Annotated in this window: 22 protein-coding genes; 12 read left to right on the forward strand and 10 right to left on the reverse strand. The window is 61.4% G+C overall.

The genetic code is table 11. From position 1 onward, the window contains the following. Positions 1-4 precede the first annotated feature (4 nt). Positions 5-1,024 (forward strand): 23S rRNA (adenine(1618)-N(6))-methyltransferase RlmF, encoded by a 1,020-nt coding sequence (gene rlmF, locus JBE38_RS14375; protein WP_205344535.1) that lies wholly within the window; start codon positions 5-7, stop codon positions 1,022-1,024. Positions 1,025-1,226: 202 nt separating this feature from the next. Here rlmF and JBE38_RS14380 read toward each other — a convergent pair whose 3' ends face one another. Next, positions 1,227-1,508, reverse strand: a complete 282-nt coding sequence (locus tag JBE38_RS14380) for an HU family DNA-binding protein (protein WP_003188840.1) — start codon at positions 1,506-1,508, stop codon at positions 1,227-1,229. A 398-nt stretch (positions 1,509-1,906) separates the two neighbouring features. On the opposite strand from JBE38_RS14380, the gene yejK reads away from it, so the two are divergent. After that, positions 1,907-2,911, forward strand: coding sequence for a nucleoid-associated protein YejK (gene yejK / locus JBE38_RS14385; RefSeq protein ID WP_090366571.1), 1,005 nt, complete (start codon positions 1,907-1,909; stop codon positions 2,909-2,911). After that, positions 2,911-3,261, forward strand: a complete 351-nt coding sequence (locus JBE38_RS14390; protein WP_060754993.1) for a glutaredoxin family protein — start codon at positions 2,911-2,913, stop codon at positions 3,259-3,261. Before yejK ends, JBE38_RS14390 begins: the two co-directional genes overlap by 1 nt. Before the next feature lie 151 nt (positions 3,262-3,412). Here the strand turns inward: JBE38_RS14390 and JBE38_RS14395 are convergent, their stop codons facing one another. Both JBE38_RS14395 and JBE38_RS14400 read right to left on the reverse strand, forming a co-directional pair. Further along, positions 3,413-4,390 (reverse strand): FecR family protein, encoded by a 978-nt coding sequence (locus tag JBE38_RS14395; RefSeq protein ID WP_126870585.1) that lies wholly within the window; start codon positions 4,388-4,390, stop codon positions 3,413-3,415. Then, the gene (locus tag JBE38_RS14400; RefSeq protein ID WP_205344536.1) at positions 4,387-4,965 is read right to left on the reverse strand and encodes an RNA polymerase sigma factor; all 579 of its coding nucleotides are present in this window, start codon (positions 4,963-4,965) and stop codon (positions 4,387-4,389) included. Before JBE38_RS14400 ends, JBE38_RS14395 begins: the two co-directional genes overlap by 4 nt. Before the next feature lie 286 nt (positions 4,966-5,251). Here JBE38_RS14400 and JBE38_RS14405 point away from each other — a divergent pair, with 286 nt between their 5' ends. The 3 genes from JBE38_RS14405 (at position 5,252) to fecA (ending at position 9,106) form a co-directional block, all read left to right on the forward strand. After that, a complete protein-coding gene (locus tag JBE38_RS14405; protein WP_198760432.1) occupies positions 5,252-5,740 on the forward strand; it encodes a sigma-70 family RNA polymerase sigma factor in 489 nt (162 codons plus the stop codon). Then, positions 5,737-6,678, forward strand: coding sequence for a FecR domain-containing protein (locus tag JBE38_RS14410; protein ID WP_090366578.1), 942 nt, complete (start codon positions 5,737-5,739; stop codon positions 6,676-6,678). The genes JBE38_RS14405 and JBE38_RS14410 overlap by 4 nt, the downstream gene beginning before the upstream one ends. Before the next feature lie 91 nt (positions 6,679-6,769). Further along, entirely contained in the window at positions 6,770-9,106 is a 2,337-nt protein-coding gene (gene fecA / locus JBE38_RS14415) for a TonB-dependent Fe(3+) dicitrate receptor FecA (RefSeq protein ID WP_060754997.1), read from the forward strand. On the opposite strand, the gene JBE38_RS14420 is transcribed toward fecA, so the two are convergent. Continuing rightward, entirely contained in the window at positions 9,103-9,975 is an 873-nt protein-coding gene (locus tag JBE38_RS14420; protein WP_205344537.1) for a LysR family transcriptional regulator, read from the reverse strand. The two genes, fecA and JBE38_RS14420, sit on opposite strands and share 4 nt — an antisense overlap. 105 nt (positions 9,976-10,080) lie before the next feature. On the opposite strand from JBE38_RS14420, the gene JBE38_RS14425 reads away from it, so the two are divergent. After that, entirely contained in the window at positions 10,081-11,589 is a 1,509-nt protein-coding gene (locus JBE38_RS14425) for an MFS transporter (RefSeq protein WP_205344538.1), read from the forward strand. A gap of 51 nt (positions 11,590-11,640) precedes the next feature. On the opposite strand, the gene JBE38_RS14430 is transcribed toward JBE38_RS14425, so the two are convergent. Together JBE38_RS14430 and JBE38_RS14435 are read right to left on the reverse strand one after the other, a co-directional pair. Continuing rightward, positions 11,641-12,051 (reverse strand): HPF/RaiA family ribosome-associated protein, encoded by a 411-nt coding sequence (locus JBE38_RS14430; RefSeq protein ID WP_060755000.1) that lies wholly within the window; start codon positions 12,049-12,051, stop codon positions 11,641-11,643. 212 nt (positions 12,052-12,263) lie between these two features. Continuing rightward, complete coding sequence (locus JBE38_RS14435) at positions 12,264-13,211, reverse strand: LysR substrate-binding domain-containing protein (protein ID WP_126870671.1); 948 nt, start codon at positions 13,209-13,211, stop codon at positions 12,264-12,266. Positions 13,212-13,347: 136 nt separating this feature from the next. Here JBE38_RS14435 and JBE38_RS14440 point away from each other — a divergent pair, with 136 nt between their 5' ends. The 3 genes from JBE38_RS14440 to JBE38_RS14450 all read left to right on the forward strand — a co-directional run bounded on the left by JBE38_RS14440 (position 13,348) and on the right by JBE38_RS14450 (position 16,690). Beyond that, positions 13,348-14,724: an L-serine ammonia-lyase gene (locus JBE38_RS14440; protein WP_104995592.1), complete on the forward strand. Its 1,377-nt coding sequence runs from the start codon at positions 13,348-13,350 to the stop codon at positions 14,722-14,724. 61 nt (positions 14,725-14,785) lie between these two features. After that, the gene (locus JBE38_RS14445; protein ID WP_090366585.1) at positions 14,786-16,072 is read left to right on the forward strand and encodes a serine/threonine transporter; all 1,287 of its coding nucleotides are present in this window, start codon (positions 14,786-14,788) and stop codon (positions 16,070-16,072) included. Positions 16,073-16,372: 300 nt separating this feature from the next. After that, entirely contained in the window at positions 16,373-16,690 is a 318-nt protein-coding gene (locus tag JBE38_RS14450; protein ID WP_090366587.1) for a DUF3509 domain-containing protein, read from the forward strand. Here the strand turns inward: JBE38_RS14450 and JBE38_RS14455 are convergent. Next, positions 16,687-17,175 (reverse strand): phosphate-starvation-inducible protein PsiE, encoded by a 489-nt coding sequence (locus JBE38_RS14455; protein WP_060755005.1) that lies wholly within the window; start codon positions 17,173-17,175, stop codon positions 16,687-16,689. The genes JBE38_RS14450 and JBE38_RS14455 overlap by 4 nt on opposite strands. A 247-nt stretch (positions 17,176-17,422) precedes the next feature. Between JBE38_RS14455 and JBE38_RS14460 the strand changes: the two genes are divergently transcribed. Beyond that, a complete protein-coding gene (locus JBE38_RS14460) occupies positions 17,423-17,683 on the forward strand; it encodes a YebG family protein (RefSeq protein ID WP_161548215.1) in 261 nt (86 codons plus the stop codon). 55 nt (positions 17,684-17,738) lie between these two features. Here JBE38_RS14460 and JBE38_RS14465 read toward each other — a convergent pair whose 3' ends face one another. Then, a complete protein-coding gene (locus tag JBE38_RS14465) occupies positions 17,739-18,758 on the reverse strand; it encodes a Leu/Phe/Val dehydrogenase (protein ID WP_060753834.1) in 1,020 nt (339 codons plus the stop codon). Between the two features lie 187 nt (positions 18,759-18,945). On the opposite strand from JBE38_RS14465, the gene JBE38_RS14470 reads away from it, so the two are divergent. Then, positions 18,946-19,749: a SirB1 family protein gene (locus JBE38_RS14470; RefSeq protein ID WP_205344539.1), complete on the forward strand. Its 804-nt coding sequence runs from the start codon at positions 18,946-18,948 to the stop codon at positions 19,747-19,749. On the opposite strand, the gene JBE38_RS14475 is transcribed toward JBE38_RS14470, so the two are convergent. Together JBE38_RS14475 and maiA are read right to left on the reverse strand one after the other, a co-directional pair. Next, the gene (locus tag JBE38_RS14475) at positions 19,746-21,113 is read right to left on the reverse strand and encodes an MFS transporter (protein ID WP_205344540.1); all 1,368 of its coding nucleotides are present in this window, start codon (positions 21,111-21,113) and stop codon (positions 19,746-19,748) included. The genes JBE38_RS14470 and JBE38_RS14475 overlap by 4 nt on opposite strands. A 252-nt stretch (positions 21,114-21,365) precedes the next feature. Further along, on the reverse strand, positions 21,366-22,010 hold the full coding sequence (gene maiA, locus JBE38_RS14480; protein ID WP_205344541.1) for a maleylacetoacetate isomerase: 645 nt from the start codon (positions 22,008-22,010) through the stop codon (positions 21,366-21,368). Between the last annotated feature and the right edge of the window lie 3 nt (positions 22,011-22,013).

Raw genomic sequence — 22,013 nt, forward strand, 5'->3', positions numbered from 1 at the left:
CATCATGACCGCCCCCAGTACGCCAAAACCTCCGCGCAAGAAGCCTAAAACCGCAGCCACGGCCAAACCCGTCGTGCCGCGCAAAGAGGCCACTCTGCACCCGCGCAACCGCCACACAGGCCGTTACGACTTCCCGGCGCTGATCAAGACCACGCCGGAACTGGCGAAGTTCGTGATCATCAACCCGTACGGCAAGGAAAGCATCGACTTCGCCAGCCCGGAGGCGGTACGGGTCTTCAACCGGGCGCTGCTCAAGGCCTTCTATGGCATCCAGCACTGGGACATCCCCGCCGACTACCTGTGCCCACCGGTGCCTGGGCGCGCCGACTACGTGCACTTCCTCGCCGACCTGCTGGCCAGCACCAATGACGGCAAGATCCCGCGCGGTTCTATCGTCAAGGTGCTGGACGTCGGCATGGGCGCCAACTGCGTCTACCCCCTGATTGGCTACATGGAGTACCGCTGGAACTTCCTGGGCTCGGACGCCGACCCTGTCGCCGTGGCCGCAGCCAAGGCCATCGTGCAGTCCAACGACCTGGGCAAAGTCATTCAACTGCGCCAGCAACCCAATCCCAAGCAGATCCTGCTGGGGTTGCTGGAACCGGGCGAGCGCTTTGACCTGACGATGTGCAACCCACCGTTCCATGGGTCCATGGAGGAAGCCACCAAGGGCAGCGAACGCAAGTGGCGTGCCTTGGGCAAGGCGGATCCCAAGCGCAAGTTGCCGGTATTGAATTTCGGTGGCCAATCGGCCGAGTTGTGGTGTGAAGGCGGTGAAGCACGCTTTGTGACGCAGCTGATTGCCGAGAGCGCGCATTTTGCCCACAAGGTGCTGTGGTTCAGCACCCTGGTGTCAAAAGCGTCGAACCTGCCCGCAATCGAGATGGCACTGAAAAAGGCCGGTGCGCTGGAAAGCCAGGTGGTGGAGATGTCCCAGGGGCAGAAACAAAGCCGTTTCGTCGCCTGGACCTTCCAGACCAAGAACGAACAACTGATCTGGCGCCAACGCTGGGTCCGCAACTGACCCCTGTAGTGAGCGGGCTTGCCCGCGCTGGGCTGCGAAGCAGCCCCATACCAGACACTGCATTTCTCCAGCCTGACCACAATTGCCGGTTTTAGGGCGGCTTCGCCACCCAGCGCGGGCAAGCCCGCTCACTACAAGGCAAATCGCAGGCAATAAAAAACCGTGCCCGGATCGCTCCGGAGCACGGTTTTTTTGCTGCGTCTTACTTGTTAACAGCGTCGGTCAGGCCTTTGGCCACAACCAGCTTGATAACTTTCTTGGCAGCGATTTCGATGGCAGCGCCAGTCGAAGGGTTACGGCCAGTACGGGCAGGACGCTCGGTCACTTTCAGTTTGCCAACGCCTGGCAGAGTGATTTCGCCGCCGTTTTCCAGCTGATCAGCAACAACTTGGCTCAGTTGGTCCAGCAGAGCGCGCACGGTAGTTTTCGGTGCGTCTACTGCTTCAGCCAGGTCAGCGATCAGTTGGTCTTTAGTAATAGCCATTGTGGTGTTCCTTCCCTATCAAATTCATATGGATTGCAGAGTGCAGTGTCAGCCATCGAGCCCGACCGTCTAGGCCTGGCACCCCAGGCTTAATAACCGCGGAGATCGGGGTTATAGATGCTTGAAACGGGGATTGGTTCGACCTGACAGATGCTGAATGCACGCTTAACGCCGAGACTTGGCGTAAGACGGGGCAAAACTAGCACAGAGACGGGGAAATATCCGCCTCTACCTAGCCATTTGGTCAGCTTTATCGCTCTAAACCGTGAAAAAAAGGCATATGCCCCGTCAGAGAGCATCCAAAATAGCCTTCCAGGCGTGTCTTGACCAATGGGTGCGGTACACTGGGCGACTTTTCGGGGAGGCCACCGGCTCCCCTTCAACCAGCCGAGAAGCCTATGCCGATCCGTCATTGCATCGTCCACCTGATCGACAAAAAACCCGACGGCACACCCGCAGTTCTTCACGCCCGCGATACGGAGCTGTCCGAATCCGCCGCCATCGAGAATATGCTTGCCGACCTCAACGAGAGCTACAACGCCAAACAAGGCAAGGCCTGGGGGTTCTTCCATGCCGAGTCCGGCGCGCACCCGTTCAGCGGCTGGTTGAAGGAATATTTCGACGGTGCCCAGGATTTCACCCGTTTCAGCCGGATGGCGGTCGAGCACCTGCAAAAGCTGATGGAGGAGTCCAACCTCTCCACCGGCGGCCACGTGCTGTTTGCGCACTACCAGCAAGGCATGACCGATTACCTGGCCATTGCCCTGCTGCACCACAGTGAAGGCGTGGCGGTGACCGACGAGCTGGACGTGACCCCGTCGCGCCACCTCGACCTTGGCCAGTTGCACCTGGCAGCGCGGATCAACGTGTCCGAGTGGCAGAACAACAAGCAATCCAAGCAGTACATCTCGTTTATCAAGGGCAAGAACGGCAAGAAGGTCTCGGAGTACTTCCGCGACTTCATCGGTTGCCAGGAAGGCGTCGACGGGCCGGGCGAGACCCGCACCTTGCTCAAGGCCTTCAGCGACTTCGTCGAAAGCGAAGACCTGCCGGACGAATCCGCCCGCGAGAAAACCAAGACATTGGTTGATTACGCCAGCAGCCAGGCCAAGCTCGGCGAACCCATGGGCCTGGAAGAACTGTCGGGCTTGATCGATGAAGATCGGCCAAAAGCGTTCTACGACCATATCCGCAACAAGGACTACGGCCTGTCGCCGGAAATCCCGGCGGATAAACGCACCCTCAACCAGTTCCGCCGTTTCACCGGCCGCGCCGAAGGCTTGTCCATCAGCTTCGAGGCGCACCTGCTGGGCGACAAGATCGAGTACGACGAAGCCGCCGGCACCTTGATCATCAAGGGCCTGCCAACCCAACTGACCGACCAGCTCAAGCGCCGCAACTGATGCTCGGCGGGGTGTTCAAGAAAGTCTTGCTGGTGTTGCTGGTGGTGGTTGTAATCCAGAACTGGGGCAAGATCGAGCGGGTGTTCAACCCCTCGCAGGTGGTTTCGGAGCCGATACGCGCCTCGGCGCGCGTGGTGCTCTACTCCACCGAGTGGTGTGGCTACTGCAAGCAGACCCGCCGCTTCCTGGACCAGAAAGGCATCCCCTACCAGGCCTTCGACATCGAGAAGGACGCCCAGGCGCGCAAGGCATATGAGGCGTTGGGAGGTGGCGGTATTCCGTTTGTGGACGTGAACGGCACGTTGATCCGTGACTACAACCCGGACGCGATCATGGCCGCGCTGAAGTAATCCATTCTACAAAACACCGCAGAACCCCATGTGGGAGGGGGCTTGCTCCCGATGGCGGTGAATCAGCCAGAACAGCTGGCCCTGACACACTGCAATCGGGAGCAAGCCCCCTCCCACATGGGGTACTGCGGCGCTTTTATCTTAGGTGTGACTAGCGCAATACAATCATCCGACCAAAAATCTCGTGCTGCTCAAACCCCAGCACCGCCTGCAAGGCATTCAACACGGCTTGCGGGTCTTTGCTCGGAAAGCTGCCGCTCACACGTTTGCCGGCCATCTCGTCGTTGAGCAACAGAATGCGCCCGGGGTAGTAACGCCGCAGATCCTTGACCACATCGGCCAAGGGCGCCTTGTAGTAGTTGAGCCAACCGTCACGCCAGGCCAGGCGTGATTCACTGTCGACCGCGTGCATGGGTTCGGCGACGCCGTCGGCGTAGGCCACTTGCTGGCCTGCCGTCAGAATCTGTTGCTGGCCCTGCCTGGAAGACGTCACTGCGACCCGCCCGGAAAGCACCGTCACCTGGGCACCCGCCGGTTGCAGGCGCACCTCGAACTGCGTGCCCAGCACCCGCGCTTCACCGCTGTCGGCGCCCACTACAAAGGGTTGGCCGGTGTGAGTCACGCTGAAAAAACCGGCGCCGCGACGCAATTGGATATGGCGCTCGCCCTGGCTGAAATCCACGGCAATGGCACTGTCGGCATCCAGGGTCACTTGGGATTGATCGACCAGGGTGACGGTCCTCACCTCACCGGGCGCCGTCACATAGTCGGCGCCCAAGTCATCGACCCAGCGCGACGGCTGCCAGCCTGCGCCCATGCACACCATCAACAGAAGGCTCGCGGCTATCGCCAGTGCACCGGACCAGCGCACCAACCGTGAGCGCTTGGGGGTGTTCATCGCATTGAGGTAGCCCTGCAAGGCCAGCGCCTCTTCAGCCGCCAGTTTACGTGCCGGCACTTCACTCAGTTCCCACAGCACCTGCGCCTGGGAGTAGGCCTCGACGTGCGCCGGGTCGGCGCGCAACCACCGGCTGAAGGTCGCCTGGTCGCCACTGCTGGGCTGGTCGTGCAACAGGCTCAACCAGTCGAGCGCGGCCTGCTCCTGAGCGGGTGTGGGGGTGACGTTCACGGTGCTTTCCTTGGCGTGCGTGGAGGCGGCGGTTCACGAAGGCTGGCCTTGCAGGCTTCGAGGGCACGCATCATATGTTTTTCCACGGCACTTTGGGACAAGCCCATGGCCTGGGCGATCTGCGCATACTTGCGGCCATGGATGCGGTTAAGCAGGAAAATCTGCCGGGTGCGCTCCGGCAAACTGCGCAAAGCGGCTTCGACATGGCGCAAATCATTGCCCGCTTCGAGTGCCGCCTGGGGTTCACAGCCTTGGTAGCCCTGCTGCTCCGGCAACCAGCCTTCGTTGCTGCGCACCCGCGCGCTTTCGCTGCGCAAATGGTCGATGGCAATGTTGCCCGCGCAGCGCAACAGGTAGGTGCTGAGTTCTTCGACTTGCACCAGCGGCCGGCGCCAGAAACGCAGGAACAGGTCCTGCACCAGGTCGGCCGCCGTGGCACGGCAACCCACGCGGCGGCTGACCAACGCTTCCATCTGCGAGCGCTGGGACAAGAACACCTGCAAGAAATGCGCACGCCCACCGGCCGCATCGGTGTGCGGGTGGTCCTGGGATTCCGGTGGGGTGCCGACCCTCATGGCAGCATCCGCCAACACGGCACCGCCAACAGAATCACGGCCGCCAGGGCGCGCGACGTCGCGGCCAGTCGGTAAAAAGCAGACAGTGAGGTTGTGCTGTGCATGCGGGAGGCGCCAGGATCATCAGTGCGCGATATTAATGATAAATATTCTCATAAGCAAAAGAGAACGGACGAATCACCTGCGTCCTTTATCGAGCTGCAGGATTGCCCAACGTTGTCATGCAACCTACAATGCGAACAATTCTTGTTCTCTGACGCACACCAATGTTCCTGGAGTGATCGCGTTGCAGCCGTCCAACACCGTCGAAGTCCTGTACCACGACCATCACCACTGGCTCACCGGCTGGTTGCGACGCAAGCTCGGCTGCCCTGAAAGTGCCGCGGACCTGGCGCAAGACACCTTTATCCGGGTGCTGACCGCACGGGAAACCCCAACCCTGATCGAACCCCGCGCCTTCCTTACCACTGTGGCCAAGCGTGTCCTGTTCAATTACTACCGTCGCCAGGACCTGGAACGCGCCTACCTCGACGCCTTGGCGCAACTGCCCGAGCACGTAGCGCCTTCGGAAGAAGAACGCGCCATCATCCTGCAAACCCTGCTCGAGTTGGACCAACTGCTCAACGGCCTGCCCCTTCAAGTCAAACGCGCCTTCCTGCTGGCCCAGCTCGACGGCCTGACCTACGCGCAAATCGGCGCGGAACTGGGCATCTCGATTGCCACCGTCAAACGCCACCTGAATAAAGCAGCCATGCGCTGCTACTTTGCCCTATGAACTTCTCGACCCACGTTGCCGAGCAGGCCGTGCACTGGCTGATGGAAATGCAGCAAGGTGGCCTCAACCCGCGTCAGCACGCGGCCTGGCAACAGTGGCTGGCGGCCCACAGCGAGCATCAACGCGCCTGGGAGCATATGCAACGCGTCAACCAGCGCCTGCGCGGCATGCCTTCGCCCCTGGCCCATGCGGCGTTGAACGCGCCGAAGTCCAACAGCCGGCGCCAGGCGCTGAAGTTGTTGCTGATCCTCGGCGCGGGGTCGGCGGCGGCCTGGGGCCTGCGCCAGCAACACATTCTGCCGCCGCTGAGTGCCGACTATCGCAGCCCCGTAGGCCAGCGTCGCAAGGTGCAGTTGGCCGACGGTAGCCAGTTGCAGCTCAACACCGGCAGCGCGGTGGATGTGCACATGGATGGCCGGCAGCGCTCGATCCGCCTGCTCGACGGCGAAATGCTGCTGACGGCTCGGGCGGGTCATTCGCCCCTGCGTGTGCTGACCGGCCAGGGCCTGCTCAGCAGCCAGGCGGCGCGCTTGAATGTGCGCCAGTTCAACGACCACACCCAACTGGCGGTACTCGACGGCCACGTCGAGGTCATGCCCGACCACTACAGCGGCCTGCCACTGATCGTCGAAGCCCGCCGCCAGGTGAATTTCACTCGCAAAGGCTGGGACACCCCGCGCCCCGTCGACGCCAATAGCGGCGCCTGGGCCGATGGCATGCTGATGGCTGCGCATATGCGCCTGGAAGATTTCCTCACCGAGCTGGGACGCTACCGCCGCGGTCAGCTCAATTGCGACCCGCAGGTGGCCAACCTGTTGCTGTCCGGCAGTTATCCGCTGGATGACAGCGAACGCATTCTCGATCTGCTGGAAGTCAGCCTGCCGGTCAAGGTTCGCCGCTTCACGCGTTACTGGGTGAGCGTGCAGGCACGCGCCTGAAAATATTTTCGACAACCGTGAGCCGTTTTCCAGCCCTCGCGTGACAGAGAAGGAAAGCCACTTTGATCCTTCCTTCTCAGGACCGCCCTTTATGCTCCAGCAACCCACCCCTCTCGCCCGCACCCTGCGCCAACTCCTGCTCGGCGCCAGCCTCAGTTTCGCCGTGCTGCCCCAGGTGATGGCGGCCGATGCCAAGCCCTATCACATCGCACCGGCTTCGCTGGAAGCGGCCCTGAACCAATTCGGGCGAGAAGCGGGTGTGCTGATTTCCTTCGGCTCCGAGCTGACGGCCGGCATGCAAAGCCGGGGTTTATCCGGCAACTACGGTGCCGCCGACGGCTTGCAAAAACTGCTGGAAGGCACCGGCCTGCAAGCCCGCGCCGAGGGCAACAATGCCTATAGCCTGCAACCGGCCAACGCCCCCACGACGGTCGAACTGCAAACCTCCAATGTCGTCGGCGACTGGCTCGGCGATGCGCAGCAAACCAACGTGTTCGAACACCCCGGCGCCCGTGACGTGATCCGCCGCGAAGCATTCGAACGCCAGGGCGCGACCCAGGCCCGTGACGTGCTCAACCGCATCCCCGGCGTCAACGCCCCGGAAAACAACGGCACCGGCAGCCATGACATGGCGCTGAACTTCGGTATTCGCGGCCTCAACCCACGGCTGGCCTCGCGCTCCACGGTGTTGATGGATGGCATTCCGGTGCCCTTCGCACCGTATGGCCAACCCCAGCTGTCATTCGCCCCGATCAGCATGGGCAACATGGATGCAGTGGACGTGGTACGCGGTGGCGGCGCCGTGCGTTATGGCCCGCAAAACGTCGGCGGCATCGTCAACTTCGTGACCCGAGCCATCCCGGACGCACCGACGGTCAAAGGTGGCCTGCAGACCGAGACCAGCCCGTCTTCCAGCCACGATGGCTTCAAGACCAGCGGCAACCTGCTGGCGGGCGGCACGGCCGACAACGGCCTGGGCGGCGCGATTCTGTATTCCGGCACCCGTGGCGGCGACTGGCGCGAAAACAGCAACACGCGCATCGACGACCTGATCCTCAAGGGCAATTACCAGCTCGACGACGCCAACAGCTTCAATACCATGGCTCAGTACTACGAAGGCCAGGCCGATATGCCCGGCGGCTTGAACGTAAAGGACTACAAGGCGGACCCGTACCAGTCCACCCGCCCCTACGACAAATTCTGGGGCCGCCGTACGATGTTCAACGCCGGTTATCGCTACCAGGAAGACCGCCGCGAGTTCACCGCCAACACGTTCTTCACCACCACCTTGCGTAACGGCTACCTTGACCAGGGCAACTTCCTTTCACTGTCGCCCCGCGAATACTGGGTACGCGGCCTGGAGACCCGATTCGCCCAGGGCTTCGACCTCGGCCCCAGCCGCCATGAAGTCGGCATCGGCTACCGCTACATCAGCGAAGCCGGCCACGAAATGCGCTACCGCACGCCGATCACCGCCAACCAGCAAATGCCCGACACCAACAGCCGCAATGACCGCGACACGCGTGGCGCCACCGAAGCCAACGCGTTGTTCGTCGATGACCGCATCGACATCGGCAAGTGGACCATCACGCCGGGCGTGCGCTACGAGATGATCGAGTCCCAGCAAACCAACAACCTGACCAACGTCAAATACAAGGGCGACTACAACACCGCACTGCCGGCGTTGAACGTGCTCTACCACCTCACCGAAGACTGGAACCTCTACGCCAACACCGAAGGCTCGTTCGGCAGCGTGCAATACAGCCAGATGCCCAACCGCGTAGCCAGCGGCGAAGTGAAGCCGGAAAAAGCCCGTACCTGGGAACTGGGTACCCGTTATGACAATGGCAACCTGCGTGCGGAAATCGGCGCGTTCCTGATCAACTTCGACAACCAGTACGACAGCAACCAGACCAACGACACCGTGATCGCCCGGGGCGAAACGCGCCATCAGGGCATCGAATCGAGCATCAACTACGCCCTCGATGCGTTGAGCCCGGCGCTCACAGGCTTTGATGTCTACGCCACCTACGCTTACGTCGACGCGACCATCCGCGAAGACGGCCCGAACAAAGGCAACCGCGTACCGTTTTCGTCCAAGCACAAAGGCACCCTGGGCGTGGGTTACACCGAAGGCCCCTGGAAGCTCAACCTGGACAGCAGCTACCAGAGCAGCCAGTTCGCCGATAATGCCAATACCCGGGCGGAAAGTGCCGACGGCGCCAACGGACGCATCCCCGGCTACATGCTGTTCAGCAGCCGCGCAGCGTATGACTTCGGCCCGCAGCTGTCGGACCTGAACGTGGCGGTCGGTGTGAAAAACATCTTCAACAAGCAGTACTACACCCGTTCGTTCGACGACAACAACAAGGGCAAATACGTCGGCGAGCCGCGCACGGTCTACGTGCAAACCTCCATCGCGTTCTAACTGCCCGCCAGGCAGCTGGGGGTGCCCGCCACCAAGGCGTCGATGGCGCAGCGCACCTTGGCGGGCATATGCGCAGCCGTCGGCCAGATCACATGGATCGGCGCAGGCTGGGCGCGGTGGTTCGGCAACACTGCTTCCAACTGCCCACGCAGCACGTAATGCGCAATCAACCAGCTCGGCAACCAGGCCAGGCCGACGCCCGCAATCGCGGCATCGGCCACGGCCTGGAGGTCGTCGAGCATCAACATCGATGCCACCCCAGCGCGAAAGGACGTATTGCAACGGTAGGCAATGCCTCGTTGACCGGCGAGGTCATCAATACAGTCAATCGGCCCGACACGCTGCAAGTACGCCGGCGAAGCGGCTAACCCGACCGACTGCTCACCCAAGCGGCGCGCGCTCAGACGGTCGGTGTCCGGTAACGGGCCGATGCGCACGGCGACGTCGAAACCTTCCTGCACCAGGTCCGTGAGCCGGTCAGAGAATGAAATCTCGATCTCCAATTGCGGGTAAAGGTCCATCAAGCCCCACAAGGCAGGCGCCGCATAATGGTGGCCGAACGCCAATGGCAAGCTTGCGCGTAGACGCCCACGCGGCTGTTGTCGGCCGCTTTCGAGCACCGACTCGGCAGCTTCCAGTTCGGCCAGTGCACGCAGGCAATGCTCGTGATAGGCCTGCCCATCTTCGGTCAGACGCTGGCGACGGGTGGAACGCTGCAACAGGCACGTGCCCAAGCGCGCCTCCAGCCGCGCCAGGCCCTTGCCCACGGCAGAGCGCGTGAGGTTCAGACGTTCGGCGGCTTCGGTCAGGCTGCCGCTCTCGACGATTTGCAGAAACAGTTCAACGCCGTCGAAACGTGGAGTGGCCATGGTTTTATTGTCGCTCCTGAATCCCCTATCCAGGGAAAACTTATCACGAATAAAGAATCCTGTTCCCGCGAGAATAAACCCTCATTCAATCCAAAGGAATTGCCCATGCCGCCCGCCGCCGCTGTATCGGCCGTCAGCGCCCCACGGACCGCCAGAGATGGCCTCGCCCTTACCGCTGTGTGCCTCGTTGCACTGATGTTCGGCCTGGAAATCTCCAGCGTGCCGGTCATCCTGCCCACTCTCGAACAACAATTGGGCACAGGCTTCCAGGATGCCCAATGGATCATGAACGCCTACACCCTGGCCTGTACCAGCGTGCTGATGGCAGCGGGCACCCTGGCCGATCGCTTTGGCCGACGGCGCATGCTGGTGCTGTGCTTGTGGCTGTTCGGCCTGGCTTCGCTGGCCTGTGGGCTGGCCGATACGGCGCCCATGCTGATCGCGGCGCGTTTTGTCCAGGGAGTGGGCGCCGGCGCCATGATGATTTGTCAGTTCGCCATTCTTTCGCACCAGTTCCGGGAGCCGGCGGCGCGTGCGCGGGCCTTCGCGGTATGGGGCGTGATTGCGGGCCTGGGCCTGGGCTTCGGGCCGATGGTGGGGGCCTTGATCCTGGCGATCGCGGATTGGCGCTGGGTGTTCCTGGTGCATGTGCCGCTGACCCTGCTGACCCTGGTGTTGCTGCGGGTCAGCGTGCAGGAATCGCGGGACCCGGCGGGTCATCGCCTGGACATCGCCGGCATGCTCACCTTGACGCTGTCGGTATTCGCGCTGGTGTACTTCATCACCCAAGGCAGCGAGCACGGCTTCGGCTCACCGGCCATGCTCGCTTGGGCTGGTCTGTCGTTGATCGGGTTGCTGTTGTTCGTGGTCATCGAGCGGCGCAGCGAGCATCCGATGTTCGACTTCTCGGTGTTCCGCATCCAGCGTTTCAACGGCGCGTTGATGGGCTCGGTCGGGATGAATTTCAGCTTCTGGCCGTTCATGATCTACCTGCCGCTCTATTTCCAGGCGGGCCTGGGCTACGACACCCTGACCACCGGCGGCGCCCTGCTGGCCTACACGTTGCCGACCTTGCTGGTGCCGCCGCTGGCTGAACGCCTGGCGCTGCGCTATGGCGCCGAACGGATCATCCCCGTGGGCCTGGGTTTGATGGGCGCCGGGTTTATCGCCATGGCCCTGGTCAACGGTACCGAGCAACCGAGTATCGTGCTGGTGCTGTGCAGTTGTGTCATCGCGGGAGTGGGTTTGGCGCTGACCAATTCGCCGACCACCAACACCACCACCGGCTCGGTCTCGGCCGACCGTGCCGGCATGGCGTCGGGTATCGATCTCAGTGCACGGCTGATTACCCTGGCGCTCAATATCGCGCTGATGGGGCTGGTGTTGCTGCTCGGGATCAGCCATCAACTGGCCAGCTTGCTGCCCGAATCTAAAGCAGCAGATTGGCCTGCGATCAGCCAGCATCTTGCCGCGGGCAAGCTGGACGTGCCGGGGCTGACCGTGACAGACGCCCAGGCGGCGCTGCGCCATGGCGCCGGTTGGGCGATGCTCTTCGCCGGTATCGGCGCTGGCGGCCTGGCACTCTTGAGCCGGTATTTTTTCCGCAGCCGTTAAACGAAAACGGGCCTGCATCTGCAGGCCCGTTTGGCTAGGGAGAAAGAGCGGTCAGCTGTTAATCGCTGCCTGCAAGTTTTCTTCGAACTCTGCTTCGAGCGCACCCTCGTCGACTTTGTTGGCCGGCAGACTTTTCCCGGCAGCGCGTGGCTTGCCTTGCAGTTTGCCGAACAGGTGCTCCAACGCATGTTCAAGCTTGATGGCTGCACCATCGATCGCCTGCTCCAGCGTATCGGCTTTATCGCAGACCGAGATCGGTTGATGCCCCTTTGGCCGGGCTTCCAGCCGGCAACTCAAGTCATGGGGGCCGGGCTTGTCGCCGTTCTCATCGCGCAGGTAAACCTCAACGCGGGTCAGGTGTTCTTCATAACGATCAAGCGTGCTCTCAATGGTCGTACGTACCCACTCCTCCAGTCGGATGCTGCTTTCAATATGGTTATCGCTATTGACTTGGATTTGCATAGTTCTTCCCTTATTTCAGCTAGCTCGCGGGAGGTCACAACTGCAACACCGGTGCGGTGAAACCATGACCTCTTGATGACACAATTGAGCAGTCAGCGAAACATTTCAACCCCTTTGCAAAGATAAATCCCACATTACAAATTAAGTCTGACTACGAGCAAAAACGCTGTTAGGGTAGGGAGTTAGTTAAATCTTCCTACACCTTGCGAACCTCACAATTGCCCCTCTCTCAACGGGTGCAATCCGCGAAAAACCTCGGCCTCCTCCACCAGCCAATCATGCACCGCACGCACGCCCGGATGGCTCAACGCACCCGGCGCATACAGCAGCACGTAGCGTTTGTGGTTGGGCACGGCGACACCGAAGGGCACGATCAAGGTGCCGCGTTCCAGCTCGTCATTGAGCAACGTGCGCCGCGCAATCGCCACGCCCATGCCCGCGATGGCGGCTTCGATGGTCAGGTGGTTACGGTTGAAGGTGTGCCCACGTCGCACATCGGCGAGGTGGTAGCCGATGGCATTCAGGTAAAACTCCCACTCGGCGTACTCATAACTCCCACGCCAGGCCGTGATGTCGTGCAACAACGGGAAGTGCGCCAGATCCGCCGGTCCGTGTAACGGCGGACGGCCGCGCAACAGGCTCGGCGCGCACACCGGGAATATCTGCTCGTCCAGCAGGGCTGTGGATAACAAGCCTGGATAGCTGCCGTCGTTGAGGTCGATCGCCAAGTCAAAGTCGCCCTCGTGCAAGGCAATGCTGCTGTCTTCGGCGACCATGCGCAGTTGAATATCCGGGAAGCGTTGCTGTAAACGCGGCAAACGCGGGGTCAGCCACTTGCCCAGAAATGATGGAATCGAACGCAGGCGCAAGGTGCCGCTGATCATGCCCGCGTCCAAGCGCTGCAATTCGGCATCGATGCTGCCGTAAGCCTCCCCCACCGTCGCCGCCAACCGCTGGCCCTCGGCACTGAGTTCAACCCCACGCGCCCGGCGATGGAACAGTCGAAAACCCAAGCGCTCCTCCAACTGGCGGATCTGCTGGCTCACCGCCCCCGGCGTGATGTGCAGTTCTTCAGCGCAGCGGGTGAACGACAGATGCCGTGCCGCACAGGAAAACACGTGCAACCAGACGTAGGTCTGACCATGGAGTGGGCGGGTCATAGCGTTTAGTCCTGCTAAAGGGTTTCTTAGGATAATTCGTTGGTCAGTGCCGTTCCAGAGGATCAGTATCGCGCCAATTGCGCTCGGCCTACAAAAATGGCAGCGATTCCTACTCCATTGCTTGTAAGGCTTTAGCATGGCTATCAGTGTTTTCGATCTATTCAAAGTCGGTATCGGCCCTTCCAGCTCCCACACCGTCGGCCCCATGCGGGCAGCGGCAAGCTTCGCCCAGGCACTGGTCGACCAACAGTTACTGAGCGCCACGCGCCGGGTCGAAGTGCGTCTTTACGGCTCGCTGTCCGCCACCGGCGTGGGCCACGCGACCGACCGCGCCTGTGTCATGGGCCTGATGGGCGAATGGCCCGACCAGGTCGACCCGACCTCGATCAACGCGCGCATCCAACAGTTGCGCGAGTCCGGCCGGCTGCTGCTCGCCGGCACCCAGGACATTGCCTTCAATTGGCACTCCGATCTCCTGCTGTTGGACGAAAGCCTGCCTTACCACCCCAATGCCATGTCGCTGCACGCCTACGGTGAAACCGGCCTGCTGAGCGAGCAAACCTATTATTCGGTGGGCGGCGGCTTCATCATCGACGCGGCTGAAGCGGCTTCGGGCACTGCGCCGACCAGCGATGTGCAATTGCCCTACGACTTTTCCAGCGCGGCCGAACTGCTGGCCCTGTGCAACAAGCACGGCCTGCGGGTTTCGGAACTGATGATGGCCAATGAACGGGCATGGCGCAGCGACGAAGCGATCCGCAGCGGCCTGCTGCATATCTGGTCGGTAATGCGCGAATGCGTAGAACAGGGCCTGCGCGACGAAGGCATTTTGCCGGGTGGCCTGGATGTGCCGCGTCGCGCCGCGAAATTGCACCGCAACCTGCTGGAAATCGGCAAACCGAATGTCATCACCTCGACCCTGTCCGCTATGGAATGGGTCAACCTGTTCGCCCTCGCCGTCAACGAAGAAAACGCCGCCGGCGGGCGCATGGTCACGGCGCCGACCAATGGCGCGGCGGGGATCATCCCGGCGGTGTTGCATTACTACATGAAGTTCAATGCCAACGCGTCTGACGACGATGTGGTCAATTTCTTCCTGGCCGCCGCCGCTGTCGGCATTCTGTGCAAGAAAAACGCCTCGATCTCGGGCGCCGAAGTCGGCTGCCAGGGCGAAGTCGGCTCAGCCTGCGCCATGGCCGCCGCCGGGTTGGCCGAGATCCTCGGCGCCACCCCCGAGCAACTGGAAAACGCCGCCGAAATCGGCCTGGAGCATAACCTGGGCCTGACATGCGACCCGGTCGGTGGCCTGGTGCAAGTCCCCTGTATCGAGCGCAACGCCATCGCTGCCGTGAAGGCGATCAACGCCACGCAAATGGCCCTGCGCGGCGACGGCAAACACTTCATCTCCCTCGACCGGGTGATCCGCACCATGCGCGATACCGGTGCCGATATGCATGACAAATACAAAGAAACTTCACGGGGCGGCCTGGCGGTCAGCTGGGTGGAGTGCTGATCGGAGCACTGCTACCCGCCCCAACGTGAGCCCGCGCAAAAATAATAACGAGGCAATATCGATGACCGATGTACGTACACCTGCCGTAGAAAACCCTGCCGTAGAAACAACCGTGACCAGCGGCTGGACGCAACACGACACCACCTGGATGCTCGGCCTTTACGGCACCGCCATCGGCGCGGGCACCTTGTTCCTGCCGATCAACGCGGGCGTCGGCGGCTTCTGGCCGCTGATCGTGCTGGCGCTGCTGGCGTTCCCGATGACCTTCTTCGCCCACCGTGGGCTGACGCGCTTTGTGTTGTCGGGCAAATCCGGCGACATCACCGAAGTTGTCGAAGAACATTTCGGCGTCGGCGCGGGCAAGCTGATCACCCTGCTGTATTTCTTTGCGATTTTCCCGATTTTGCTGGTGTACAGCGTGGCGCTGACCAACACCCTCGGCAGCTTCATGGAGCACCAGTTGCACATGACGCCACCACCGCGGGCAGTCCTGTCACTGGTGCTGATCCTCGGCCTGATGGCCATTGTGCGCTGCGGCCAAGGCGTGATCGTCAAAGCCATGAGCGTGCTGGTGTACCCCTTTGTCGCCGCGCTGTTGCTGCTCGCGTTCAGCCTGATCCCCAACTGGAACGGCGCGTTTTTCGCCTCGGCCGGGGATGGCATGCCAATGCCGCTGTTCTTCAAGACCCTGTGGCTGGCGATTCCGGTGATGGTGTTTTCCTTCAACCACTCACCGATCATTTCCGCGTTTGCCGTCGATCAAAAGCGCGTCTATGGCGCCCAGGCCGAGCGCAAAAGCGGCGGGATCCTCGCCACCGCCCACGGCATGATGGTGCTGACAGTGATGTTCTTCTGCTTCAGCTGCGTGCTGGCTCTGTCGCCGGCCGACCTGGCGGCCGCCAAGGCGCAGAACATTTCGATCCTGTCGTACCTGGCCAACCATTTCCAAACGCCGGTCATCGCCTACGCCGCGCCGTTGATTGCGCTGGTGGCGATCACCAAATCCTTCCTGGGCCACTACATCGGTGCCAGTGAAGGCTTCCAGGGCCTGATCGTCAAATCCTTGCGCGGGCGTAACCGTTCGATGTCGTCCAAGGCGCTGGAACGTTGCACCGCAGTGTTCATGGTACTGACCTGCTGGGCCGTGGCGACCTTCAACCCCAGCATCCTGGGCATGATCGAAACCATGGGCGGACCGATCATAGCTTGCCTGTTGTTCCTGATGCCGATGTACGCGATCCGCCGCGTACCCTCTCTGCGCCAGTATTCGGGCCAGTTGTCGAATGGGTTTGTGGTGGTGATCGGGTTGATTGCGCTTTCGGCGATCGTTTTCTCGGTACTGCCCTGAAACAGGTCACCGCTCTCAAAGACACCCCGAGATGACTGTGGGAGGGGGCTTGCTCCCGATGAGCGGTGTGTCAGCCAATAAATACTCGGCTGAATGACCGCCATCGGGAGCAAGCCCCCTCCCACATAAGGACCGCATTGTTTGTCAGATCGCTGTACGGCACGCCCTTTGCTGTACAGCTCATGAGGTAAACGGATTTTGTAAAACCTCAGCGACGGAGTGGCCGGTGGTCAGGCAACGCGAACTATTCCCGACACCGGTCGTCAATGACTGCATGTTCCTATCAGGCGGTAACGCACCATGGACAATCCTTTTCAGATCATCACGGACACTTTCAGCCCCGATTACCGCGTCAACCTGAGCATCCAACGGCTCGACGGCAGCATCATGCTCACCCTCTCGAACGAAACGGGCGTGGTGGCCAAACGCATGATCAGTGCCGAACAACGCAACGATCCGCAGCGGCTCAAGCGGCTGGTGCAAAGCATTCAATTCGGCATTGCCATAGAGCAGGGCCATAGCGCCATGGAGATCCTGGCGATGATGACGGACGGTGACAGCCACAAACTCCTGCAGCGCCCGCCCGCCCGTCCCCTGCCCTTCAGCGTCGGGCTCTAGAGTTCGCCCTTCTCGGTTTCCTGGCTCGCCTCGCCTTTGCGACGCGGGCCTTCAACCTTCACCGACGGGAATGCCGACGAGGCATATCGAACGACCATGATCGAAAACGCCAACAGCAGAATACCGCCGCACAGGTAGATGATGCCGATGTCCGGCGGGTTGTGGTGCGATACGTTGGAGATCAACAGGCGCGTCAGCGCAGTGATCGCCACGTAGATCAGGAAACGCACCGGCATGTGGTTGGTCTTGAAATAGATCCCGACCATCGCGCCCAATTCCAGGTAGATGAACAGCAGCAAGATGTCATCGATCTTGATATGCCCGTTCTCCAACATCCCGAGAAACTCCATCACCGCCGCCCACGCGGTCACCGCACCAATGGCGAACAACGCCAGGTAATGGAATGTCTCGACAAACAGGTTGCCCAGGGATTCGGCCAGCCCATGGACGTTCTGGCGCAGCCTTTCAGCCCAGTTGATTTTCACGATGATGCTTCCTTAGGTCGGCTCGACCGGATAATGCGAGTTGAACGTGACGGTTGTTCTGCATGCAGAAAAAAGGCCAGCGGCAGCTATAAGATGATGGCGGGGTGATATGAGGCACTGCAAACCTGGCTTTTCGGGCTACATTAAAAAACTGCTACCCAAACCCCACGGTTTGGCTTAACCTTTAGCTGTATATAAATACAGTAGTCGCAATAGACAACTATCGTGAAGGCATGTGAGGTGGTGAATGGCCGTCGAAGTGGTATACCGCAGCAGCCGAGATCTGGAGCGTTTGTTCATGGATAAAGCCGAAGCTGACCGTCATGACAAGATGCTTGAACTCGCTGAGTTGCTCGCAGAAGTGTTGCAAAAAGCCGTGCCGTCCCTGAGCGAGCAGCAAGTGGAAGAAGCCGGGATCTACATGGCGAAGAACCGCGATGTGTTTGCCAAGGCGTTCAAGAGCCAGCCGGATGCACTGGCCGAGCTGCTGAACCCTGCAACGGAATGAAGCCCGAATTGAACAGGCCCTGAGTCACTGGCTCAGGGCCTTTTTAATGCCTGGGCTATTTGTACAGCAGACGCTCGGCCAACTCATCGGCAACCCGTGCCGGGGAACGTTTTTCGGCTTGGGCGTGAGCGAAGATTTCGGTCAGGCGCCTGCCTATGTTTGACAGATGAGCCGTGATGTCCGCCAGCTCGGCGCCGTGGTGCTTGAGAGCGACGTAGATCAGGCCGCCGGAGTTGATCACATAGTCGGGGGCGTAGAGGATGCCTCGCCCTTCCAGTTGGTCGGCGATCTCCAGGTTGGTCAGTTGTGCGCTGGCGGAACCGGCCACAGCGGCGCAACGCAGTTGGCCAACCGTATGGCGATTGAACACCGCACCGACGCCGCAGGGCGCGAGGATGTCGCAAGGGGTGCTGAGCAAGGCATCGTTGGCGATGGGGTGCGCGCCAAGTTGCTCCATGGCCAGTTGGACCTTGCCATGATCGATGTCGCTGACCAACAGCTCGGCACCGGCCGCGTGCAATTGCTCGGCCAGGGCATACCCCACATTGCCCAGCCCCTGCACCGCCACGCGCAAGCCTTCGAGGTTATCGCTGCCCAGGCGGGCCATGGCGGTGGTGCGGATACCGGTAAACACCCCCATGGCCGCGTGCGGCGCGGGGTCGCCGGCGGCGGTGGTGCTGGTGACGAAGCGCGTGTGCTGGGCAATGCAGTCCATATCGGCAACCGAGGTGCCGCTGTCGATGGCGGTAATGAAGCGGCCGTCGAGTTTTTCGATGCAGCGGCCAAAGGCTTCGAACAAGGCGGCGCGGCTTTCCACGTGCACGGGGCGGATGATCACCGCCGTACCGCCGCCTACCGGCAGGCCGGCCAGGGCGGCTTTGTAGCTCATGCCTTGGGCCAGGCGCGCGGCATCCGCCACGGCACTTTGATCGTCTGGGTACGTCAGGTAACGACAGCCGCCCAAGGCCGGCCCCAGGCGACTGTTGTGGATGGCGATGATCGCCTTCAGACCGGTCACCGGGTCGACGCTCAGGTGCAGCGATTCAAGGCGGGTGCTGTGCATGAGCGCAAACATCAATGAGCTCCCGAATCACTTCTGGTAGTGGCCCAAGTATAGGCTTGCGGTAGAAAAATGCTGGACTGCACTGGAATAAGGCTCACGGTTTTGCAGGCCCTAAGACATAAGACGGTAGGATATTTCTCAAGACGCTGGACGAAAATTCACAGCAAGGCTAAAACGAGGGCATCCGCCGGAGAAAGCAATGAATCCCCGCCAAGCCTTTTTCGCCTGCCTGGACCGCTCTCCCCCCGCGCTGTTTGAAGCGGCGTTGTGGATTGCCGCCGAGCACGATCCCGCCGTGCAGCCGTTGCTCATCCTGCAAGACGTCACCGTGCTGCAACAACAGGTCGCGCTGGGCATGCCCATATTGCCCGCTGACGAACTGGGTCAACCCCTGTTGCGGCGCTTGAACGACCTGGGATTCGCCCAGGACGAATTCACCCCGCTGCGCCCCGCCGCCGCCCTGCTGGACAAGGTACTGCAACGCAAGCGCGGGCAACCCTTGGCCATGGCGCTGATCGCATTGGAAATCGCGCGACGCCTGGACATCCCATTGGTGGGCGTGAATTTCCCGGGGCATTTTCTGTTGCGGGTGCCCGGCGCCGACCATCTGCTGGACCCCTGTGGCGGTCGGCGTCTGTACCCCAATGACTGCCGCGAACTGCTGCAACGTCAATATGGGCCGAATCTCAAGTTGCAGGCTGAACACCTGAACACCGCTGAACCACGCTCGATCCTGCAACGCCTGTCACGCAACCTGCGCCAGCTGCACCTCTCCAATGATGCCCCGCTCGACGCCTTGATCGATGCCGAGCGCGTGCTGGAACTGGGCAATGCCAGCGCCGCCGACTACCTGGCCCGGGCCAGCCTGTATCAGCGCCTGGACTGCCCGAACGCCGAGCGCTTTGACCTGGAACATGCCCTGCTGCTCAGCGAAGACCCGATCCAGCGCCTGCGCCTGACCGAGCGGCTGGGGCATCTGCCGCCCAACACGGTGGTGCATTAAGCCCCCGGCGCCTTGAGGATATCCGTCTGCAACGGGCTCTTGGGCACGCTGACGACAGGCGAACGTACCTGAATGATCAGCAACGCGGCGATCACCGCCGGAATCGCGCAGAAGAAGAAAATCTGCTGCACCGGAATATGCATCGCCAACAGCAGGCTGCCGAACAGCGGCCCCAGGATCGAGCCGAATCGTCCCACCCCCAAGGCCCAGCCGGTGCCGGTAGCGCGCACATGGGCCGGGTAGAAGTTGCTGGCGAAGGCATTGAGCGTCAGTTGGCCGCCGATGATGCAGAAACCGGCGGCGAACACGCAGGCCACCAGGTAACGCGGGTTGGCATGGTTCAGCCCCAACAGGACGGTGCACAGCGCAGCCGCCGCCAATACGCCGGACAACAGCCGCACCTTGCTTTTCAGGCGGTCGGCGAACCAGGCCATGCCGATGGCACCCAGGGTGCCGGCAAACAGGAACATCGACGTCACCAGATTGGCTTCTTTCAAGGCTAGGCCACTTTCCAGCAGCAACGACGGCAGCCAACTGATCATGAAGTACAAGAGGATCAAGCTGACAAAAAAGGTCGCCCAGAGCAGCAGGGTCGGGCGCGCATAGCCGTTGCGGAACAACTCCAGCACCGTCAGTTTGCTGCCCTGCTCTCGCTGGTTTTCGGCGTCGCTGGCCAGTGGCGGCTGCCAGCCGGGCAGCATGCGCGCCGTGACCTTTTGCAAGCGCGCATAGGGCGGTGCGTCACGCAACAGGCGCGGCAGGGATTCGGGCAGCAGCCACACCAGGAAGGGGAACAGCAGCAACGGCGTGACGCCGCCCGCCAGGAAAACCGCCTGCCAGCCAAAGCCTTCGATAAACCCCGCCGCAACGAACCCACCCGCCGCGCCGCCGAACGAAAAGCCGCACGCGGCCAACGTCACCATCAAGGTGCGCAAACGGGGTGGAGAGTATTCCGACATCAACGCCATGGCACTCGGCATCGCACCGCCCATGCCGATCCCGCAGATAAAGCGCGCGGCCATCAGCGTCGTCAGGGAATTGGCAAACACCATCAACACCGTGAGGCTGGCATAGATCAGCACGCAGCCCAGCAGGATGCGCCGCACGCCAAACCGGTCGGCCAGCGGCGTCACCAGCAGCGAGCCCAACGTCAGGCCCAACAGGTTGGCACTGAATACCGGGCCGAACGCGGCTTTTTCCAAGCCCCAGTCCTTGGCCAAGGCCGGTACCACGTAACCCAACACCTGAGCGTCGTAGCCGTCGGTCACCAGCAACAGCGCCAGTAGCAGGAGAATCAACCACTGATAGTTCGACACCGGACGGGCATCGAGTGCCGCACGAAAGCTGGCAATCTGATTGTGCATCGCAAGGTCCCTTTATTTTTTTATGTGGGCAACTTCGACCCAATGTGGAAGGGCGCGAGCCCTAATGCCAGTCAGTTAAGGCTTAACTCGGTCATTGTGGGAGGGGGCTTGCTCCCGATGGACTGCGTAGCAGGCCCATTTTTGAGGCCGCTGCGCGGCCTATCGGGAGCAAGCCCCCTCCCACAATTTATCCATCGCCCGCTTTATCGCTTAACTGACAGGCATTAGGGCGAGCCCCCCTCCCACATTCATTCAGGGTGTATCAGGGGTATCCGGCTGATTAGCCGGATGCGCTTGCACAAACGCCGGATGCCGGGCCGCCAAGGCTGCCACCCGCCCGATACGCGGGTACGCCGCCAAAGGCACCTTGAAACGTTGCGCCGCGTACAGCTGGGGAATCAGGAACGCATCCGCCATCCCCGGCTGCTCGCCAAAGCAAAAGCCTTTATCGCCAATCATTTGCTCCACCGCGCCCAGGCCCTGGCTGATCCAATGGCCGATCCATTCCAGCAACTGCGCCTCATCATGCCCCCACTTTCGCAACAGGTTCTGGGTGCTGGAGTTGTGCAATGGGTGGATATCGCAGGCGATGATCGAGGCAACCGCCCGCTCATGGGCACGGGCGGCCAGGTCTTTGGAGAGCAGCGGCACCTGTGGATAACGTTCCTCCAGATACTCGATGATCGCCTGCGACTGGATCAGCAACGCCCCGTCATCAGTACGCAACGCAGGCACGCGGCCTTGCGGGTTGATCGCCAGGTATTCGGGCTGGCGGTTGGCGCCGCCCGCCGGAACCAGCAGGTTGACCGGCACGGCGCTGAAATCCAGCCCCTTGAGCGCCAGCGCGATACGCACCCGATACGACGCGGTAGAGCGGTAGTAGGTATAGAGATCCATCGC

This window comes from Pseudomonas sp. ICBG1301, from assembly GCF_016918385.1.
Lineage (GTDB): Bacteria > Pseudomonadota > Gammaproteobacteria > Pseudomonadales > Pseudomonadaceae > Aquipseudomonas > Aquipseudomonas palleroniana.

What these genes read in the sequence shown, in the direction of transcription:
- rlmF (WP_205344535.1), top strand. Translation starts at nt 5, where the DNA reads ATGACCGCCCCCAGTACGCCAAAACCTCCGCGCAAGAAGCCTAAAACC.
- JBE38_RS14380 (WP_003188840.1), bottom strand. Translation starts at nt 1,508, where the DNA reads ATGGCTATTACTAAAGACCAACTGATCGCTGACCTGGCTGAAGCAGTA.
- yejK (WP_090366571.1), top strand. Translation starts at nt 1,907, where the DNA reads ATGCCGATCCGTCATTGCATCGTCCACCTGATCGACAAAAAACCCGAC.
- JBE38_RS14390 (WP_060754993.1), top strand. Translation starts at nt 2,911, where the DNA reads ATGCTCGGCGGGGTGTTCAAGAAAGTCTTGCTGGTGTTGCTGGTGGTG.
- JBE38_RS14400 (WP_205344536.1), bottom strand. Translation starts at nt 4,965, where the DNA reads ATGAGGGTCGGCACCCCACCGGAATCCCAGGACCACCCGCACACCGAT.
- JBE38_RS14410 (WP_090366578.1), top strand. Translation starts at nt 5,737, where the DNA reads ATGAACTTCTCGACCCACGTTGCCGAGCAGGCCGTGCACTGGCTGATG.
- fecA (WP_060754997.1), top strand. Translation starts at nt 6,770, where the DNA reads ATGCTCCAGCAACCCACCCCTCTCGCCCGCACCCTGCGCCAACTCCTG.
- JBE38_RS14420 (WP_205344537.1), bottom strand. Translation starts at nt 9,975, where the DNA reads ATGGCCACTCCACGTTTCGACGGCGTTGAACTGTTTCTGCAAATCGTC.
- JBE38_RS14425 (WP_205344538.1), top strand. Translation starts at nt 10,081, where the DNA reads ATGCCGCCCGCCGCCGCTGTATCGGCCGTCAGCGCCCCACGGACCGCC.
- JBE38_RS14430 (WP_060755000.1), bottom strand. Translation starts at nt 12,051, where the DNA reads ATGCAAATCCAAGTCAATAGCGATAACCATATTGAAAGCAGCATCCGA.
- JBE38_RS14435 (WP_126870671.1), bottom strand. Translation starts at nt 13,211, where the DNA reads ATGACCCGCCCACTCCATGGTCAGACCTACGTCTGGTTGCACGTGTTT.
- JBE38_RS14440 (WP_104995592.1), top strand. Translation starts at nt 13,348, where the DNA reads ATGGCTATCAGTGTTTTCGATCTATTCAAAGTCGGTATCGGCCCTTCC.
- JBE38_RS14445 (WP_090366585.1), top strand. Translation starts at nt 14,786, where the DNA reads ATGACCGATGTACGTACACCTGCCGTAGAAAACCCTGCCGTAGAAACA.
- JBE38_RS14450 (WP_090366587.1), top strand. Translation starts at nt 16,373, where the DNA reads ATGGACAATCCTTTTCAGATCATCACGGACACTTTCAGCCCCGATTAC.
- JBE38_RS14460 (WP_161548215.1), top strand. Translation starts at nt 17,423, where the DNA reads ATGGCCGTCGAAGTGGTATACCGCAGCAGCCGAGATCTGGAGCGTTTG.
- JBE38_RS14465 (WP_060753834.1), bottom strand. Translation starts at nt 18,758, where the DNA reads ATGTTTGCGCTCATGCACAGCACCCGCCTTGAATCGCTGCACCTGAGC.
- JBE38_RS14470 (WP_205344539.1), top strand. Translation starts at nt 18,946, where the DNA reads ATGAATCCCCGCCAAGCCTTTTTCGCCTGCCTGGACCGCTCTCCCCCC.
- JBE38_RS14475 (WP_205344540.1), bottom strand. Translation starts at nt 21,113, where the DNA reads ATGCACAATCAGATTGCCAGCTTTCGTGCGGCACTCGATGCCCGTCCG.
- maiA (WP_205344541.1), bottom strand. Translation starts at nt 22,010, where the DNA reads ATGGATCTCTATACCTACTACCGCTCTACCGCGTCGTATCGGGTGCGT.